The sequence below is a fragment of the Streptomyces formicae genome, assembly GCF_002556545.1.
GTDB lineage: Bacteria > Actinomycetota > Actinomycetes > Streptomycetales > Streptomycetaceae > Streptomyces > Streptomyces formicae_A.
In genome coordinates, this window is the sequence record NZ_CP022685.1 from 1,961,463 (window position 1) to 1,978,850 (window position 17,388).

At 71.7% G+C, this 17,388-nt stretch carries 14 protein-coding genes; 10 read left to right on the forward strand and 4 right to left on the reverse strand.

Annotation, left to right across the window (positions count from 1 at the left end; translation table 11 throughout):
* Positions 1-23: 23 nt before the first annotated feature.
* The gene (locus tag KY5_RS08035) at positions 24-1,727 is read left to right on the forward strand and encodes a serine/threonine-protein kinase (RefSeq protein ID WP_098241568.1); all 1,704 of its coding nucleotides are present in this window, start codon (positions 24-26) and stop codon (positions 1,725-1,727) included.
* On the opposite strand, the gene KY5_RS08040 is transcribed toward KY5_RS08035, so the two are convergent.
* A complete protein-coding gene (locus KY5_RS08040; RefSeq protein ID WP_098241569.1) occupies positions 1,711-2,529 on the reverse strand; it encodes an SGNH/GDSL hydrolase family protein in 819 nt (272 codons plus the stop codon). The genes KY5_RS08035 and KY5_RS08040 overlap by 17 nt on opposite strands.
* A 234-nt stretch (positions 2,530-2,763) precedes the next feature.
* On the opposite strand from KY5_RS08040, the gene KY5_RS08045 reads away from it, so the two are divergent.
* From KY5_RS08045 to KY5_RS08070, 6 genes are all read left to right on the forward strand, one after another.
* Positions 2,764-3,192: a hypothetical protein gene (locus KY5_RS08045; RefSeq protein WP_234362648.1), complete on the forward strand. Its 429-nt coding sequence runs from the start codon at positions 2,764-2,766 to the stop codon at positions 3,190-3,192.
* A gap of 1 nt (position 3,193) precedes the next feature.
* The gene (locus KY5_RS08050) at positions 3,194-4,294 is read left to right on the forward strand and encodes a GNAT family N-acetyltransferase (protein WP_098241570.1); all 1,101 of its coding nucleotides are present in this window, start codon (positions 3,194-3,196) and stop codon (positions 4,292-4,294) included.
* A gap of 363 nt (positions 4,295-4,657) precedes the next feature.
* Positions 4,658-5,485 carry a glycosyltransferase family 2 protein gene (locus KY5_RS08055; RefSeq protein WP_098241571.1) on the forward strand — a complete coding sequence of 276 codons (828 nt, stop codon included), beginning with the start codon at positions 4,658-4,660 and terminating at the stop codon, positions 5,483-5,485.
* On the forward strand, positions 5,482-6,486 hold the full coding sequence (locus KY5_RS08060; RefSeq protein WP_098241572.1) for a glycosyltransferase family 2 protein: 1,005 nt from the start codon (positions 5,482-5,484) through the stop codon (positions 6,484-6,486). Before KY5_RS08055 ends, KY5_RS08060 begins: the two co-directional genes overlap by 4 nt.
* Positions 6,479-7,282, forward strand: a complete 804-nt coding sequence (locus KY5_RS08065) for a polysaccharide deacetylase family protein (RefSeq protein ID WP_098241573.1) — start codon at positions 6,479-6,481, stop codon at positions 7,280-7,282. Before KY5_RS08060 ends, KY5_RS08065 begins: the two co-directional genes overlap by 8 nt.
* A complete protein-coding gene (locus KY5_RS08070; protein ID WP_098241574.1) occupies positions 7,275-11,096 on the forward strand; it encodes a lipopolysaccharide biosynthesis protein in 3,822 nt (1,273 codons plus the stop codon). Before KY5_RS08065 ends, KY5_RS08070 begins: the two co-directional genes overlap by 8 nt.
* 24 nt (positions 11,097-11,120) lie before the next feature.
* Here KY5_RS08070 and KY5_RS08075 read toward each other — a convergent pair whose 3' ends face one another.
* The gene (locus KY5_RS08075; protein ID WP_098247118.1) at positions 11,121-12,545 is read right to left on the reverse strand and encodes a GH39 family glycosyl hydrolase; all 1,425 of its coding nucleotides are present in this window, start codon (positions 12,543-12,545) and stop codon (positions 11,121-11,123) included.
* A gap of 140 nt (positions 12,546-12,685) precedes the next feature.
* Between KY5_RS08075 and KY5_RS08080 the strand changes: the two genes are divergently transcribed.
* A complete protein-coding gene (locus tag KY5_RS08080; RefSeq protein ID WP_098247119.1) occupies positions 12,686-13,780 on the forward strand; it encodes a DUF5925 domain-containing protein in 1,095 nt (364 codons plus the stop codon).
* Between the two features lie 174 nt (positions 13,781-13,954).
* Here KY5_RS08080 and KY5_RS08085 read toward each other — a convergent pair whose 3' ends face one another.
* Positions 13,955-14,335 carry a GntR family transcriptional regulator gene (locus KY5_RS08085; RefSeq protein WP_199842972.1) on the reverse strand — a complete coding sequence of 127 codons (381 nt, stop codon included), beginning with the start codon at positions 14,333-14,335 and terminating at the stop codon, positions 13,955-13,957.
* Between the two features lie 70 nt (positions 14,336-14,405).
* On the opposite strand from KY5_RS08085, the gene KY5_RS08090 reads away from it, so the two are divergent.
* Together KY5_RS08090 and KY5_RS08095 are read left to right on the forward strand one after the other, a co-directional pair.
* Positions 14,406-15,335, forward strand: a complete 930-nt coding sequence (locus KY5_RS08090) for a GNAT family N-acetyltransferase (protein WP_098241576.1) — start codon at positions 14,406-14,408, stop codon at positions 15,333-15,335.
* Positions 15,316-15,813: a DUF402 domain-containing protein gene (locus KY5_RS08095; RefSeq protein WP_098241577.1), complete on the forward strand. Its 498-nt coding sequence runs from the start codon at positions 15,316-15,318 to the stop codon at positions 15,811-15,813. Before KY5_RS08090 ends, KY5_RS08095 begins: the two co-directional genes overlap by 20 nt.
* 25 nt (positions 15,814-15,838) lie before the next feature.
* On the opposite strand, the gene KY5_RS08100 is transcribed toward KY5_RS08095, so the two are convergent.
* The gene (locus tag KY5_RS08100) at positions 15,839-17,341 is read right to left on the reverse strand and encodes a trifunctional class I SAM-dependent methyltransferase/NUDIX hydrolase/VOC family protein (protein ID WP_098241578.1); all 1,503 of its coding nucleotides are present in this window, start codon (positions 17,339-17,341) and stop codon (positions 15,839-15,841) included.
* Positions 17,342-17,388: the final 47 nt, after the last annotated feature.

Consider the following 17,388-nt stretch of genomic DNA (forward strand, 5'->3'; position numbering starts at 1 on the left):
TGATCTGAATCGCACCGCTGCGAATGGGGGCGCCCGTGAGCGAGGCAGAGCGCGTGATCGCGGGGCGTTACCGCCTCCTGACCCCGCTGGGCGAGGGCGGCATGGGCACGGTCTGGAGAGCCAGGGACGAGGTGCTCGGACGCGAGGTGGCCGTCAAGGAGGTCCGCGCGCCCGCCGGGCTCCCGGCCGGCGAGGTCGAGCGGCTGTACGCACGCCTGGAGCGCGAGGCATGGGCCGCCGCGCGCATTCCGCACCGCAACGTGGTCACGGTCTACGACGTGGCCAACGAGGGCGGCCGCCCGTGGATCGTGATGGAGATCGTGCGCGGCCTCTCCCTCTCGGACGGCCTCGACGCCGAGGGCCCGATGCCCCCGGAGCGTGCCGCGTACATCGGTGCCGAGGTCCTCGCGGCCCTGCGCGCCGCCCACGGCGCGGGAGTGCTGCACCGCGACGTCAAGCCCGGCAACGTACTGATCGCCAACGACGGCCGGGTGGTCCTGACCGACTTCGGCATCGCGACGGTGGAGGGCAGCTCGGCCCTGACGATGACGGGTGAGGTCGTCGGATCGCCCGAATTCCTCGCGCCCGAGCGGGCGTTGGGCCAGCGGCCCGGTCCCGCGTCCGATCTGTGGTCGCTGGGCGTGCTGCTCTACGCCGCCGTGGAGGGCAGTTCGCCGTTCCGTCAGGACACCCCGCTGAGCACGCTGCGCGCGGTGGTGGACGAGGAGCTGCCGCCCGCCCGCAACGCGGGTCCGCTGGCGCCCGTCATCCAGGGGCTGCTGCGCAAGGACCCCGCCGAGCGGATGTCGGCCGACGCGGCGGAGCGCGATCTGCGTCTGGTGGCGTCGGGCGAGGCGCCGCGCACCGAGGCCGCCTTCCCGTACGCGCCGACGGTCGTCTCCCGGCAGGAACCCCCCGCGCCGACGCCACCCGCACCGCTGCCGGTCGCCTCGCCGCAGCCCTCCGCGTACGGCAGCACAGGGACGACGGAGAACGCGCGCTCCCGCCGGACGGTCCTCGTGCTCATCGCGGGCGTGGTCGCGCTGATGCTCGCCCTGGGCGGCCTGGCGTACGCGCTGTTGAACCGCGACGACGGCGGTGGCGACCACACGGGCGACCGCAACAACGCGGCCGGAGGCGGCACGTCCGGGGGCGGCGATACGTACGGAGGCTCGAACGGCGGGTCCGGCGGGAGCGCTTCGGACGGCTCCACGAAGGAAGGCGGCGGCGGCTCGAACGGGGGCTCGACCAGCAGCGGTGGCGGGAACAACGGCAACGGAGGCAACGGCGGCGGCAACACGCCCGCCCAGTCCGTGAAGGTGCACGTCTCCGGAGCCAACACCCGGTACAAGGGCCCCTGCCCGCCGACGTCGGGCCAGGCGCCGACGTTCACCGCGACGTTCACGGTCGGGCGGGTCCCCGTCACCGTCGAGTACCGCTGGGTCACGGGCTCGGGAGAGCCGACCGACCCGGGCTGGAAGACGCTGTCCTTCTCTACGGGGACCGGCAAGACGCGGCAGGTCAACCACATCGAGACGGCGTACGACGAGGGCGGCGGGACGTACGCGAACACGATCGCCGTGGAGGTGCGGAGCCCGGTGCGCACGACGTCCGACTCGGTCTCGTACACCGTCACGTGCGAGAAGGAGACCCCGACGGGCGGGGCCTCCTCTTCCTACTCGCCCAGCGCTTACGACGGAACGGTGGGGGTCAGGCAGCCGCGGTGAAGACCGGGAGGTAGGCGCCGGAGTGTCCCGAGGCCGTGGGGTGGTAGGACTCGCTGGGGTTGAGCCACTCCACGCTGTGCAGCCAGGCGCTGCCCGAGCAGATCTCGTGTCCGGAGAAGGCGGACGTGACATCGGCGAACGTGAAGCCGTGGTCGGCGGCGCGCTTGGCGGTGGCCGCGTTCAGGTAGTCGGCCGCGCCGTTGATGGCGGCCCGCTCCTTCTCGGAGAGACCGGCGACGCACTGGCCGTCCAGCTTGTAGAAGCGGGGGTAACCGAGCACCACGACGTGCGCGGAGGGCGCCTTGGCGTCGATCGCGGAGTAGACCTTGTCGAGGTTGCCGGGCAGCGTCGAGTCGACGAAGGCGCGCGCCTGGTCGATCCGTGCCAGACAGTTGGCTTCGGACTGGAGCACACAGGTCGTCATGACGTCGGCGAAGCCCGCGTCGTTGCCGCCGACGGAGAGCGAGACGAGGCCCGTTCCCGAACCGAGCGGGCCGAGCTGGTTGGCCAGGACGTCACTCGTACGAGCGCCCGAGCAAGCGGTGAAGTTGAAGCTGGAGGGTGAGTTGGCGGCCGCCCACAGCACGGGGTACGCGACCTTGCTGCGCTTGCAGTTGCCGCTCGCGCTGTCGTAGCTGCCGGCGCCGACGCCCGACGCGTAGGAATCGCCGAGGGCCACATAGCCGGTGGCGGCGGCCTGTTGGCCGGACTGGTCCGCCTGAGCCGCCGCGGCCCCGGTAAGGGCAAAGGCAAAGGCGAGGAGGAGCGAGGACATGTATGCCGTGATTCGGGACAATCTCATGGAACCTCCCTTAGCAGGATTTCTGCCTCGTCAGTGATAGCACGCACCACCAGTAACGGGTAGTGGGCATGTCAATGAATTCGTCAACAAGTTCCCTTCCCGTAGGGGAAGTTCATCCGCTGAATAAGGCCCCTGACAGGAACATCTCCACACTCCCTCCGCATCTTGACGGGCCGCCGGGGACTGCGCGACATTGAAGCCCGGCATCCGGCGCGTCGGGGGGCAAAGTCGCCCATGCAGAACATCGGCATCAAGGCACTGTCATCAGACACCGAACGGCAGGCCGGGCAGGGCCGACGAGAGGATCTGCCGCCCCTGCTCGCGGGGGTCGCCGTCGCCGTGGGAGGCGTGGGGGCGACGCTCGCGCTCATCGACCTCTCCTCGCCGCTGCGCGGCCCCTTCGTCCTCTTCTTCCTGCTCGTCGCGCCCGCCGCGGCGAGCTGGGCCGCGCTGCGCGGGCTGACGCCATGGGGCCGGATCGTGGCTTCCGCATCGGGGTCGGTCGCGGTCAACCTCCTTGTGGCACAGGCCATGCTGGCGCTGCATGTGTGGTCGGTGCGCGGCGGAGTCGTCGCCGTGACCCTGTTCAGCTCGCTCACCCTCCTGCTGGTACTGCTACGGCGCGCGCGCCGCCGTACTACGGCGAGAAGGCGGACCACCTGACGTGGACATCACCGTGCACCGCCCCGGGGAACTGACCGCGGCCGATCGGGCGGCGTGGACCGCGCTCCAGTCCAAGGCCCACCTCAACGGCTCGCCCGAGCTCGCCAATCCGTTCCTCTCGCCGGAGTTCACGCTCGCGATGGGGCAGGCGAGACGCGGTGTGTTCATCGGCGTGGTGCGCGAGGACGGCGAGCCCGCCGCGTTCTTCCCCTTCCAGAGATCCATCACCGGCGTCGGCCGGGCCATCGGCCTGGGCCTCTCCGACTGCCAGGGCCTGGTGCACCGGCCCGGCTATCTGTGGGACGCCCGGGAGCTGCTGCGGGCCTGCGGGCTCGCGGTGTGGGAGTTCGATCACCTGGCAGGCGGTCAGGAGCCGTTCGTGACGGGCGCGTCCGGCACCTTCCCCTCCCCCGTCATGGACCTCGACCAGGGATTCGACGCCTACCTCGACCAACTGCACGAAAGAGCGTCCAAGTTCGCCCGGCGCACGCTGGCCAAGGAGCGAAGACTCGTCCGCGACCACGGCGAGGTCCGCTACGTGCACGACGAGCGCGACCCCGAGGTCCTGGCCACCCTGATGGGCTGGAAGTCCGCCCAGTACCGCAGGACGGGCCGCAGCGACCGCTTCGCGCACCCCTGGATCAGCCAGCTGGTGCGCCGCCTCTTCCACACCAGGTCCGACTCGTTCGCCGGGATCCTGTCCGTCCTCTACGCGGCCGACGTGCCGGTCGCCGCCCACTTCGGGCTACGGACCGAACGGGTGCTCGTCAACTGGTTCCCCGCCTACGACCCCGCCTACGGGCGATATTCGCCGGGCATGACGATGCACCTGCACATGGCCGAGGCGGCGGCCGCCGACGGCATCGCGTATCTCGATCTCGGACGCGGCCAGAAGGCGTACAAGGACTCCCTGAAGACGCGTGAACTCGCCGTCTCCGAGGGGTGGGTGGCGCTGCGCCACCCCGTGGCATTCGGACACCGGGCGCACCGCGCTCCGGTCCGGGCGCTGCGCAACACCGTGGTGTCGCGACCGGAACTCTTCGAGCCCGCCGACAAATTGCTCAAGAGATTGGGCAAAATTCGATCACTGGGACGTGAATAGCGCCGTCCGAATGTGACCGCATAGATTACTCAAATCATCAAAAACGTGAGGCCACGTTCCAGGTCTTGCCATACAGTCTCAATCGTCAATACCGTCGTACATCCACCCGCATACGGTCCATCACGCAATGCGATCTAGGGGAGGGCTCAAGGTCGCGATGGCGCCCGTGCGGGGCGCGGTAGGGGGGTGCCGTGCCCGGTAATCGCTCTTCAACCGGGTCACGTCCCGCGAAATGCCAGCTCACTCGGCATGTACGGAGATCTATTTCGTCATGTTCACGTGAGAACCCCCCTTTCGAACCGGATCAATTACCGGACCGCCCGGGGGCGGGCGGTCCACCGGACGAGAGGGACCACCAGACTCATGACTTCTTTCGTGCGCCCGGCGGACGCCGGACAAGAAGATCCGTTAAACGAGATCTCCAGGAACTACCGCCCGATCTCCACACACTTGGCGATCACGCCGCCGGTCAGCGTCGTCATACCCGCGATGAACGAGGCGGAGAACCTTCCGTACGTCTTCAAGACGCTGCCCGAGTGGATCCACGAGGTCGTCCTCGTGGACGGCAACTCCACCGACGACACGGTGGCCGTCGCCCGCGAGCTGTGGCCGGACGTGAAGGTCGTCCGCCAGCTCGGCAAGGGCAAGGGCGACGCCCTGATCACCGGCTTCGCCGCGTGCACGGGCGACATCATCGTGATGGTCGACGCCGACGGCTCGGCCGACGGCGGCGAGATCGTCTCCTACGTCTCCGCCCTCGTCTCGGGAGCGGACTTCGCCAAGGGCTCGCGGTTCGCCAACGGCGGCGGCACGGACGACATGACGCCCATCCGCAAGCTCGGCAACCACGTCCTGTGCTCGGTCGTGAACGCCAAGTTCGGCGCCAGATACACCGACCTGTGCTACGGCTACAACGCCTTCTGGCGGCACTGCCTCGACAAGATCGAGCTCGACTGCACCGGCTTCGAGGTCGAGACCCTGATGAACATCCGGGTCGTCAAGGCCGGACTCAAGGTCCAGGAGATCCCCAGCCACGAGTACCTGCGCATCCACGGCGCCAGCAACCTCAGAGCCGTCAGGGACGGCATCCGGGTACTGAAGGTGATCCTCGCCGAACGCTCCAACCGCCGTACGCAGCGGGTGCGTTCGCGTGGGCTCCCCTTCCGCGAGGGCCAGGGAGAGGCGTCTTGAGCGCGGAGCTCTCCGTCGTCATCTGCGTGTACACCGAGGACCGCTGGGAGGACATCCTCGCGGCGGTCGCCTCGGTGCGCGCGCAGTCACTGACGGCCCTGGAGACCCTTCTCGTGGTCGACCACAACACCGTGCTCCTTGACCGGCTCACCAAGGAGTACAAGGAGACCGAGGGGGTGCGGGTGCTCGCCAACGCGGGCCCCCGCGGCCTCTCCGCGGGCCGCAACACCGGCATCGCCGCGTCCCGGGGCGCCGTCATCGCCTTCCTCGACGACGACGCCGTCGCCGAGCGGGACTGGCTGCGGCGCTTCGCCGAGGGGTTCGAGGACCCGGACGTCCTCGCCGTCGGCGGCCGCACCCTGCCCGCCTGGGACTCCGGGCGGCGGCCCGTCTGGTTCCCCGAGGAGTTCGACTGGGTGGTCGGCTGCATGTACAAGGGGCACCCCGCGGGACGGGTGCGCGTGCGCAACGTCCTCGGCGGCAACGCCGCGTTCCGGCGTGCCGCCTTCGAGGTGGCGGGCGGCTTCGCGACCGGCATCGGACGCGACGGCGACAAGCGGCCGCTGGGCTGCGAGGAGACCGAGTTCTGCATCCGCCTCACCCGCGCAAGACCGGACGCGGTGCTCCTGATGGACGACCGCGCGGTGATCCACCACCGGGTGCCCGCCGCGCGGGAGCGGTTCCCCTACTTCCGCAGCCGGTCGTACGCCGAGGGCCTCTCCAAGGCCCTGGTGTCGCGCAGCGTCGGCTCCGGCAAGGGCCTGGAGTCGGAGCGGCGCTACACCACGCGCGTGCTGCCCGCCGGGGTCGTCCGCGGCCTGCGGGACGCCGTGCTCGGGCGGCCCGGCGGCGCGGCCCGCGCGGGCGCCATCGTGACGGGCGTGTTCGCCGCGGCGGGCGGGTACGTCATCGGGAGCGTCCGCGCGCGCAGGGCGGGCGCCACGTTCTCCGTGGCGGAGATCGGCGACGACACGGGCGGCGAGGGGGCCCGGCATGAGTGAGAGACCCGTGCCGATACTGATGTACCACTCGGTGGCGCACGTGCCGAACGAGGCGACGCACGACCTGTCGGTGTCGCCCGAGGCCTTCGCACGCCAGATGGAGGTGCTCGGCGAGCGGGGGTTCACACCGCTCACCACCGACCAGCTGGCCACCGCCTGGCGCGCGGCGGGCGGCACGCTGCCCGACCGCCCGGTCCTGATCACCTTCGACGACGGCTACGAGGGCGTGCACCGGTACGCGCTGCCCGTGCTCGCCAAGCACGGCTTCGCCTCCACGGTCTTCGTCGCCACGGGCTGGCTGCGCGGGAAGTACGACACCGGGGGCGGCCTCGACCGCATGCTCGACTGGGACCAGGTGCGCGAACTCGCCGCGACGGGCGCCGAGATAGGGGGTCACAGCCACACCCACCCCGAACTCGACCAGCTGTCCGACGAGGGGCTCAGGTTCGAGCTGCGGTCCTGCCGGGACATCATCACCGACGAGCTGGGCACCCGGCCGCGCTCCCTCGCGTTCCCGTACGGCTACTCCAGCCGCCGGGTGCGCGAACGCGTGCGGGAGACGGGGTACGCCCAGTCCCTCGCCGTCGGCAACTCCCTCGCCCGGCGCGCCCAGGGGCCCTACGCCCTGCGCCGGGTCACGGTGCGCCGCAGCACCGCGACCGAGGAGTTCGAGCGGCTCGTCGAGGGCCGCGCGATCCACCGGAACTTCGCCAGGGACCACGCCCTCACCAAGGGGTACGCCGTGGTCCGCCGAGCCCGACAGGTCCGCCGGAAGGCCATCCGTTCCCGTGTCTGACACGACCACCGCCCAGGCCGACGTCGCCGGCTGCGCGAGCACTTCGGCGCGGCGGCCGACCGGCAAGTCCGGCAGGCCCCGCAGGCTGCGCCTGCCGGGGCGGGGCGACGGCGGCAGCCCGCTGTTCCGCAACGCCTACGCGCTGATGCTGAACACGGGCATCTCCGGCGTGCTCGGCGTCGGCTTCTGGCTGGCCGCCGCCCGGTACTACTCGGAGTCGGCGGTCGGCCAGGGCTCGGCGGCGATCGCGGCGATGAAGCTCCTCGCGGGCCTCACCGCCCTGACGCTGACGGGCGCCCTGGTGCGCTTCATCCCCATCGCGGGCCGCGCCACGGGCAGGCTCATCTTCCGTACGTACGCGGGGAGTTCGGCGGCCGTGGCGCTGGCCGCCGCGGTCTTCCTGCTGACGCTCGACCTCTGGGGCCCCTCCTACCGCTTCCTGCACGGCCCCGTGCACGGCATCGGCTTCGTCCTCGCCGTCGTCGCCTGGTCGCTGCTCACCCTCCAGGACGGCGTCCTGACGGGCCTGCGCAACGCGCTGTGGGTGCCCGTCGGCAACACCGTCTTCTCCGTCGCCAAGCTCGGCCTGCTCATCGCGATCGCCGCCGCGATCCCCACGGCGGGCGTCTTCGTCTCCTGGGTCGCCTCGATCCTCGTCTCGGTGGTCCCGCTCGGCTGGCTGGTCTTCCGGCGCCTGGTACCGCGCCACGTGCAGGCCACCGAGGGCAAGACGCGCCCGCCGACGCTGCGCGAGATCGGCCGCTTCCTGGCCGGTGACTACACCGGCTCGCTCTTCTCGCTCGCCGTCGTCTACCTCGTCCCGGTGATCGTCGCCTCGCAGGTCAGCTCGGTGGACAACGCGTACTTCTACATCACCACCACCATCGGCGGCACCATCAACCTGCTCGCCATCAACATGGGCGCCTCCCTCACCGTCGAGGGCGCGCACGACCCGGCGCTGCTCGCCGCCAACACCCGCTCCGCGCTGCGCCGGATGGCGATGATCATGCTGCCGGTGTGCGGGACCCTCTTCCTCGCGGCGCCCCTCGTACTCAGCATGTTCGGCCAGGGATACGCGGAGGCCGCGACCCCGCTGCTGCGCTGGTTCGCGGTGGGCGCGCTCCTGAGGGTCGTCATGGAGACGTACTTCGCGGTGCAGCGCGCCCAGAGCAAGACCTCGGGGATCGCCTGGCTGCAGGGCCTGTTGTGCGTCATGGTGCTCGGCCTCACGCTGCTCCTGCTGCCGCGCATGGGCCTGACGGGCGCGGGCGTCGCGGAGATCTCCAGCCTCGCGGTGATCGTGGCGATCGCCGCGCCGAAGCTGTACCGCGTGACGCGTACTGTCCCCGTGGCGGCGACCGCCGACGGCACGGCACCCGACGGCGACTTGGCCGACCTGGGCACGCCGGACGCGCCCGCCGAGCGGGTGCGGGCGCGAGGCGCGGGCGTCCAGGCCACGGAGCGGCACGGGCCCGCGTGGGCGCTGCGCGAGTCCCTCGACTCCGACACCCTGCACCTCGCCGTGCAGGTCGACTTCGAACACCAGGAGCGCAGGCCCGACGTACGGCCCGTGGCGCCGAGCGAGGGGGACGACATGGACCACCGGCCCACGTGGGCGCTGAGAACCCCCGCTCCCGGTCCGTCCTCCTCGGTGAAGTCGGCGCCGTCGGCTCCGGTGGAGAAGCCCGAACCCGAGGCGCCTCCTGAGGCGCCGCCCGGCCCCTACGGTCCCGACGGCGCCGTCAGTGAAGTGCCGCTGCCCGAGGAGCCGTTGCCCGAAGAGCCCGACGCCCCCGAGAAGACCCCGCGCCGCCGCGTCCTCGTCATGGCGCTGCTCCTGGCCGTCGCGCTCGCCCTGTACTGGCTGCCGGTGTTCGGCCTCGGCGAGGCCGACCTGGACGGCATGGGCGGGCTCGGCCTGATCTCCGTCCTGCCGACGCCGACCCTGGCCGGTGCCGCCCTCCTGGTCATCGTGTTCGCCGCGCTGCTCTGGATGGACAAGCCGATCAAGGGCCTGCTCCTGGTCACCCTGCTCGCCACGGTGGTGTCGCTGCACGCGCTGCCCGCGGTCATCGAGACCGAGCCCCGGTTCGCCACGGCCTGGCAGCACCTCGGCTTCATGGAGTACATCGACAGGACCGGGTCCGCGGTGCCCGACCTGGACGCGCGCTGGAGCTGGCCGGGGTTCTTCGCCGCGGCCACCTTCGTCGCGCGGGCGTGCGGCGTCTCGGACATGACCGAGGTGATCCGCTGGTGGCCGCTGGCCATGCAACTGCTCTATCTGGCGCCGATGTTCCTGCTCGTGCGCTCCCTGCGGGCCGCCTGGCGCGCCAAGTGGGCGGGACTGTGGATCTTCGTCCTGAGCGGCTGGGTCGGCCAGGACTACTTCTCGCCGCAGGGCTTCACGTATCTGCTCTACCTCTCCTTCGTCGCGATCCTCCTGGTGTGGTTCCGGGCGCCGCGCGTGCTGTGGGCCAAGCGGCGGCCCGGCGAGAACGAGGTCGAGCCGACGGGCCGCAAGGAGCGCGCGATCCTGCTCCTGATCCTCGTCGGCCTGTTCGCCGCGACGGTCCCCGCGCACCAGCTCACGCCGTTCGTGATGCTCGGCGTGCTCACCGCCCTCGTCGTGTTCGGCCGCTCCGAACTGCGCGGGCTGCCCCTCCTGTTCGGGGTCTTCGTCGCGGTGTGGCTGGGCTTCCTCGCCGAGCCGTACTGGTCGGGACACTTCGACGAGCTGTTCGGCGGGGTCGGCGGCGTCGGCGGCAACGTGTCCTCGTCCGTCTCCGGGCGCATCGAGGGCGGCAGCTCGACGCACCAACTCGTGCTCTACGCGCGCGTGGCGATGGCGGGCACCGTCCTGGCCCTCGGCTGCTGGGGCTGGTGGCGGCGGCGCTCCTACAAGTACACCGAGCGCTCCCTGCTCGTCCTCACCTTCGTGCCGTTCCTGGGCTTCGGCATGCAGTCGTACGGCGGCGAGATGGCGCTGCGCGTCTTCATGTTCGCGCTGCCCGGCGCGTGTCTGCTCGCGGGCCTCGCGCTGTTCCCGCGCGCGGGCCTGACCCTGGAGGAGCGGGACCGCGACCGGGTGAGCCTCGCGCCGCTCGCCGCGCTGATGGCGGGGCTCGTCCTGATGGGCGGCTTCCTGGTGTCCCGCTGGGGCAACGAGTCCTTCGAACGGATCAGGCCCGGCGAGGTCAGCGCCATGGAGTACGTGTACGCGCACGACGACCCGACGGTACGGCTGCTCTGGATGAGCGACGACACGGTCAACAACGTGACGCCCGCGATGCCGTGGGGCACCCGTGACATGGAGAAGGTCGAGTACGTCCCGACGCTCGCGCCCACCGATCCGGTCCTGGTGTCCGGCCTGGTGAAGGCGCTCAAGGACGCGGGACCCCAGTCGTATCTCATGATCAACCGCAGCCAGTCGGTCTACCTCCAGCTGGACGCGGGCTACGCGAGGACGTGGGAGCCGCGGCTCCTGCACAACCTCGACGACCGCCAGGAGCTCGAGAAGGTCTTCACCAACGACGACGCGACGATCTACGCGCTGCGCGACCAGCCGGACGGGAAGGTCCCCGCGGCCGCCCCGGGACCGATCGGTCCGCAGGTGACCTGGACGCCCTGGTCGGTGGTGGGCGCGCTCGCCGCGATCGCGCTGGTGCTGCTCCTCGCGGCGCGCGAGGTGGTGCGGGTCGCCACCGCGCCGAGCGTGCGGCAGCAGCGGCGGCTGCAGAGCAGCTTCTGGTTCTCGCTGCCGCTGCTCGCGGTGCTCGTCGCCGCGCTGATCCAACGGTTCGTGACGATGGCGTGAGGCAGGAGGGCCGCGCGGGGTGCCCTACCGCTTCAGCCACTTCACCTCGTACCCCTTCATCGCGAACCGCTGCCCGTCCACCTTCGCGCTGATCGGGCGGTCCAGGGTGTTCACCACCAGGGCCACGTCGCGGTCGGCGATGACGCGTACGTTCGGCCGGTCGTCGGCGGCGACGGAGACCTTCTCGTACGTCGTGCCGGGCCCGAACTCCTTGCCGAACCGCTCGATGAGCCCGAGCATGGGCAACTCGGCTCCGCCGTCGTCCAGTTGCGTGGCGGTCCACAGACAGCCCGCGCACTTCTCGCCCCGCTTCTGCGGGTTCCAGTAGAAGCCGCTGGTGGCGCCGCCGCGGGCCATCGCCATCAGGCCCGATGCCTGCACGGCGACGCGGTGGTCCTCGGTCCAGTCGTCGCGGTCGTCCTGGCTGTCGCCGGGCTCCACGTAGTACTCGGCCCACCACAGCGGCAGGTCACCGGTCCGCGCCCGCACCCATTCGCTGACGGCCGTGAGCTTGTCGGTGGCCCGGAACTCGTCGGGGAGCATCTCGTCGTCCTCGGTGTAGCTGGAGCCGTCGACGACGACGAAGTCCGCGCCCGCCTTGTGCTTGTTCCAGTAGTCGAAGGCGTCGAGGGCCCGCTGGTCCATGCGGCCCCAGGGACCCTTGACCGTCGTCGACGTGCCCTCGCTCTGACGCGGGTCGAAGCTGTCCATCACCACGTAGGGACCGCCGACCATGATGTCCTTGTTGACCTTCTTGAGCTCCTTGTAGACGAGGTTGTAGAGCTCCGTGTACCCCTCGTAGTCCCAGCGGCCCCGCTCGTTGTTCCAGAAGCCCTTGAACTCGTTCCACACGATGAAGTGGCGTACGTCCGGGTAGCGCTTGGCGACGGTGGCCGCGAGCCGTGCGAAGTCCTTGTAGTGCGCGCGCTCCGGGGCCGTCTCCAGGGACTGCTGGCTCCAGTCGGTGTTGTCCGCGCCGGGCTTGCCGCCCTTCATCCAGTCGGGTGCGCAGCACAGGGTGACCACGGGCGTGCCGTCGGTCCCCCGGACGAAGTCCACCCTGCGGTCCATCTCGGAGAAGTCGTAGCGGCCCTGCACCGGCTCCGGATTGCCCGCGCCCCAGCCCATGATGTGCTGGATCTGCGGGATCGGCCGCCCCTGGTCCGCGAGTTCCTTCCGTACGCGGTCCGTGGCGCGCGCGTCGCCCTCGTCCGCGCTGTACTGGGTGTGGGTGAAGCCCCAGCCGACCTCGGCGCTCGCGTCGCCGGGCGGGACGGCGGGCGTGCCGTGCACCTTGTCCCCGTCACGGGTGGTGCCGCGCGTGCCCGCCCCGTCCCCGGGGAACGTGTCGAGCAGGGTGACCACCAGGGCCAGCGCGGCCAGAGCTACGCCGATCAGTGCGGTGAGCCGCCACCGCAACGCGTCCGAATTCCACCCATGGCGTGCCATCAAGGGCAAGGGTATCGGGGTGAGTTGGCGGTGGGGCGCGTTCCGGACCACCACTGTGTAACAACGCCCGGACCGGGACACAAGGGACTCACTACGGAAACCGGATGCACAAGCACGCGTGCGTGCCGGATCATGGCGGCATGTCTGCGAACCCTCAGGACACCCTGCCGATCCGGCTCAACGTCGACGACAGCGACTCCCCGTCGGATGTCGTGGACGCCCTCTTCCTCGGCCGCTTCGCCACGGGCGAGCAGCCCTTCTCGCACAGCGCCAACATCGACCGCGTCAAGTCCGGTTCCACGCTGCTTCCGCCGGGGGCGACGGTGCTGCGGGCCGCCCGCGACGACGACCGCAGCGCGACGCTCGCCGAGGGGGACGGCTGGACGCTGCTGATCTCCCGCTGGAACCGGGGCGCGGACGTCACAGTGACGGCGACCACCGCCGATCTGGCCCAGAAGGTCCTCGGGCAGGCCACGGACGGCGCACAGGACGAGCCGGAGCCGCAGCCGGAGAACGTCACCATGGGCTTCTGGTACGTCTCCCCCCGGCGCGGCCCGCACCGTACGACGCGGCAGATCTCGGCCGGCACGTGGGACGAGGTCAGGCCCAACTACACGGCGCCGGTCGCCGAGGCCATGGACAAGCTGATGAAGACCACGCCCGAGGACATCGCGGGCCGCCTCCTGCTGCTGCACGGCCCGCCGGGCACGGGCAAGACGACGGCGCTGCGGACGCTCGCGCGCTCCTGGCGCGACTGGTGCCAGGTGGACTGCGTCCTGGACCCGGAGCGCCTGTTCTCCGACGTCGGCTACCTGATGGACATCGCGATCGGCGAGGACGACGGCACGGCGAAGGGGCGGTGGCGGCTGCTGCTCCTCGAGGACTGCGACGAGCTGATCCGCGGCGAGGCGAAGCACACGGCGGGGCAGGCTCTCTCGCGGCTGCTCAACCTCACGGACGGGCTCCTCGGGCAGGGGCGCAACGTCCTCGTGGGCGTCACGACCAACGAGGACCTGGAGCGGCTGCATCCCGCCGTCGTCCGTCCCGGCCGCTGCCTGGCCCGCATCGAGGTCGGGCCGCTGACCCGGACCGAGTCGGTGGAGTGGCTCGGCACGGAGGAGGGTCTCTCCCGCGAGGGCGCGACCCTCGCCGAACTCTTCGCCTTGCGGCGCGGCACGACCCCGACGTCGGTCCCGGACCAACGGGAGGGGGCGGACGGGGGCCTGTACCTGTAGCGCCCATCGCGGGCAGGCGCCCCCTGTTGTGGGCAGGCGTTCCGCACGGCGGAACGGGTGGGCACAACCCCCGGTGCCGAGTACCGCTTTCCGTGGCAGGGAGCACCTCGCAGTGGGCATCCGCGGCCGCGTCCGGGCTGGTCGCGCAGTTCCCCGCGCCCCTTACGGGGCGCCTCAGCCAGAAGCCCCGTAGGCCGCACGCAGTGCGTCCCGCGCCGCGGCGAGCGCGTCGGCCTCGGAGAGCCCGAGGCGTCGGACGCGCTCGGCGTACGACTGCGCCGCGGCAGACGCCTCCCGCACCGCCCCCTCCCCCGCCGCAGCGACGAACGTCCCGTTCCGCCCCCGCGTCTCGATCACCCCGTCCGCCTCGAGCGCCCGATACGCCTTCGCCACCGTGTTCGCCGCGAGCCCCAGCGACTCCGCGAGCCCCCGCACCGTCGGCAGCTTGTAGCCGACGGGCAGCGCCCCCGACCTCGCCTGCCCGGCGATCTGGGCCCGCACCTGCTCGTACGGCGCGTCGCTCGCGCCCCCGTCGATGTCGATCTTCACAGTCACGGACCGATTGTCCCGCACGCGCGGAAAATGGGAGGCACCCCGGCGCACACCGCGCGTACCGTGCGGCTCCATGACAGTGATCGTCCGAACCCTGAGTCCCGATCTCCCGGGGGACGCCGCGGGTTTCGCCGCCGTGCGCCGGGCCGCCGTGCCCGCCATGCTCGCCACTCCCGAGTCGGTCGCCTTCGACCGCGCGCACGCCCATCCCGACTCCGGCTACCGGCAGTTGATCGCCGAGGTGGACGGCGAGATCATCGGCACGGCGCAGGTGGGCCTGGCGTACGACAGCCCGGAGCCCGGGCAGGGCTACGCCAACGTCTACGTCCACCCGGACCGGCGCGGCGCGGGCGCGGGGACGCTGCTCCTGCGCACGGCGGAGGAGTACCTGGCGGGCGAGGGCACGACCACCGTCTACTCGTGGGTGATGGACGACCCCGCGAACCTCGCCTTCGCCGACCGCCACGGCTACCGGGCGAGCCGGTCCGCGCACTTCCTGCGCCTGGACCTGGCACACGGCACGCTGCCGCCCCGTCAGGGGCCGCCCGCCGGGGTCGAGCTGGTCAGCGGTTCGGTGTTCGCGGACGACGCGCGGCCGCTGTTCGACCTGGACGCGGAGACGGTCGCGGACGAACCGGGCGACATCGCCGCGGAGTTCACGGACTACGCGCACTGGCTCGCCGAGACCTGGCACCACCCGCTGGTGAGCCGCGAGCTCACCACGGTGGCCCTGGTCGAAGGACGTCCCGCGGCGTTCAGCCTGGCCCGCACCGACGGCGCGGGCCGCTACGCGTCCGGCATGACCGGCACGGCGCGCGCCCACCGGGGCAAGGGCCTGGCCAAGCTCGCCAAGAACGACTCCCTGCACCGCGCGAGGGAGGCGGGCTGCACGGAGGCGTTCACCGGCAACGACGCGGGCAACGAGCCGATGCTGGCGATCAACGAGTGGTTCGGGTACGAGATCTGCGGGACGGAGGTGCGCCATGTCAGGGACCTCGGCTGAGGCACGCCACGCGACCGTGCGGGTGGCCCTGGTCAAGGCGGGCCGCACCAAGATCCGCTACCCGGCGGAGCTCCTGGCCGACGACGGCACCAAGCTCACCGTCCGGGCGCCCTGGGCGGCCCCGCACGTCCGCGACTTCGGCTTCGTGCGCTTCGAGCCCGGCGACGTCTTCACCGAGCACTACTGGCGCGACCGCTGGTACGCGATCAAGGAGGTGTACGCCGCGGACGGCACCCTCAAGGGCTGGTACTGCGACGTCACCCGCCCCACGGTCCGCACCGGCGACACCCTCACGGTGGAGGACCTGGACCTGGACCTGTGGGTCTCCGCGGACGGCGCCACGATCCTGCGCCTGGACGAGGACGAGTTCGCGGAGAGCGGCCTCGCCACCACGGATCCGGCGGCGGCCGAGGCGGCGGTGCGGGCCCTGGACGACCTGGAGGCCCTGGCCCGCGCGGAGGGCTTCGGCACGCTCTGACCGGGTCCGGATCCGGGCCGTCGGGCTACTCCGCGACCAGCTCGACCTCATAGCCCTGCCCGTCCTCCAGGTAGGCCGCGTACTGCCCTTCGCCGCCCGCGTGCGGATGGCGTTCCGGGAAGAGCAGGGTCCAGCCCCGGCCGGGCGCGGCGGCCACCAGCCGGTCGAGGTGGTCTCGGTCCGCCACGTGGAACGCGAGGTGGTTCAGTCCTGCCCGCCGCCGGTCGTGGCGGCCCGGCCGCAGGTCCGGCGAGTGTTCCAGCACGACGTAGGTGCCCTCGCGCCGCCAGCTGCGGCCGTGCTCCCAGCGCTGGTACGGGACGTGGCCCAGCGCGCCGAGCAGCCACCCCCAGGAGACCTCCGCCGCCGCGAGGTCGGGCACCCACAGCTCCACGTGGTGGACTCCGCCCGCCCGCGCGGGGGCCAGCGGGACCGGCGCGGCGGTGCGCCCCTCGTCGTACGCGACGCTCTCCGCGTCGTGCTGCCAGTGCAGGACGAACCGCTCGCCCGCCCGCCAGGCCGCGAGGCCCGCGCGGCAGTACGCCACCATGTCCTCGGGCAACGCGCCCAGCGGATGCCAGGCGAGCTCCGCGCACTTGTCCGGCTCGGCGTTGACCGGGGCACGCTCCGACCGATGCTCCGCCGCGAAGAACCAGCCCGTCCTCGGCGCGCCCGCAGGGCCCCTGTGCTGCATGACCAGTTCCACCCGGACGTCCTGGGGGGCCAGGTCGACGGCGATCTCCTCGCGGGTCTCGCGGAGCAGTGCCGCGCGGACGTCCTCGCCGTCCTCCACGTGTCCCGAGGGGAGGTGCCACAAGCCGTCCCCGTAGCCGGTATTGGCCCGTCTGGAGAGGAGGACCTCGTCGCCCCTGAGCAGGATCAGGTGGACGTCGACGACCTCCCGGTGGCGGGGCGGCGCGGTCGGCAGGGAGGCCACCAGGGCGTAGCGCTCATCGTCCACAGGACCGCCCCACAGCCGCGCGTCCCCCGAGAGGCGCTCGGAGTGCAGGCGCGGGACGAGCGGGGTGAGGGCCCGCACCAGTCGCGACATCGGGAGTCCGACGGGGCTCACCGTGCCCCAGACGCCCTCGATCAGGATCAGACGGCCGCCGGGGCGCAGCAGCGTGCGCCAGTGGCGCAGGGCCGCCTCCGGGTCGGGGAGCGTCCACAGGACGTGGCGGGCGACGACCGCGTCGAACCACCGGTCGCCGACCGGTGGCAGGCTCGCGTCGCCGAGCAGCACGTCGGCGGTGTGGCCCGCCAGCTTCTCGCGGGCCCTGGCCACCATCCCCGGCGCGCGGTCGACTCCCGTGACGCGGTGGCCCTGCTCGGCGGCGAGCAGGGCGAGGCTGCCGGTGCCGCAGCCGAGGTCGAGCACCTCGCCGGGTGTCCTCGGCAGCCACTCCCGCAGCCGCTCGGCCCAGGCCGCCCGCACGTCCCCGTCGCGCAGGCCGTGGTCCGGCTCGTCGTCGAACGTGGCCGCGGCCGCGTCCCAATCGATGGCTCCGGGACCCTCGTTGCTCGTCATGTCCCGATCGTGGCACTCGCCACTGACAAATCAGAAAAGCGTGTCCA

What these genes read in the sequence shown, in the direction of transcription:
- KY5_RS08075 (WP_098247118.1), bottom strand. Translation starts at nt 12,545, where the DNA reads ATGGCACGCCATGGGTGGAATTCGGACGCGTTGCGGTGGCGGCTCACC.
- KY5_RS08055 (WP_098241571.1), top strand. Translation starts at nt 4,658, where the DNA reads ATGACTTCTTTCGTGCGCCCGGCGGACGCCGGACAAGAAGATCCGTTA.
- KY5_RS08065 (WP_098241573.1), top strand. Translation starts at nt 6,479, where the DNA reads ATGAGTGAGAGACCCGTGCCGATACTGATGTACCACTCGGTGGCGCAC.
- KY5_RS08100 (WP_098241578.1), bottom strand. Translation starts at nt 17,341, where the DNA reads ATGACGAGCAACGAGGGTCCCGGAGCCATCGATTGGGACGCGGCCGCG.
- KY5_RS08045 (WP_234362648.1), top strand. Translation starts at nt 2,764, where the DNA reads ATGCAGAACATCGGCATCAAGGCACTGTCATCAGACACCGAACGGCAG.
- KY5_RS08080 (WP_098247119.1), top strand. Translation starts at nt 12,686, where the DNA reads ATGTCTGCGAACCCTCAGGACACCCTGCCGATCCGGCTCAACGTCGAC.
- KY5_RS08095 (WP_098241577.1), top strand. Translation starts at nt 15,316, where the DNA reads ATGTCAGGGACCTCGGCTGAGGCACGCCACGCGACCGTGCGGGTGGCC.
- KY5_RS08035 (WP_098241568.1), top strand. Translation starts at nt 24, where the DNA reads ATGGGGGCGCCCGTGAGCGAGGCAGAGCGCGTGATCGCGGGGCGTTAC.
- KY5_RS08040 (WP_098241569.1), bottom strand. Translation starts at nt 2,529, where the DNA reads ATGAGATTGTCCCGAATCACGGCATACATGTCCTCGCTCCTCCTCGCC.
- KY5_RS08090 (WP_098241576.1), top strand. Translation starts at nt 14,406, where the DNA reads ATGACAGTGATCGTCCGAACCCTGAGTCCCGATCTCCCGGGGGACGCC.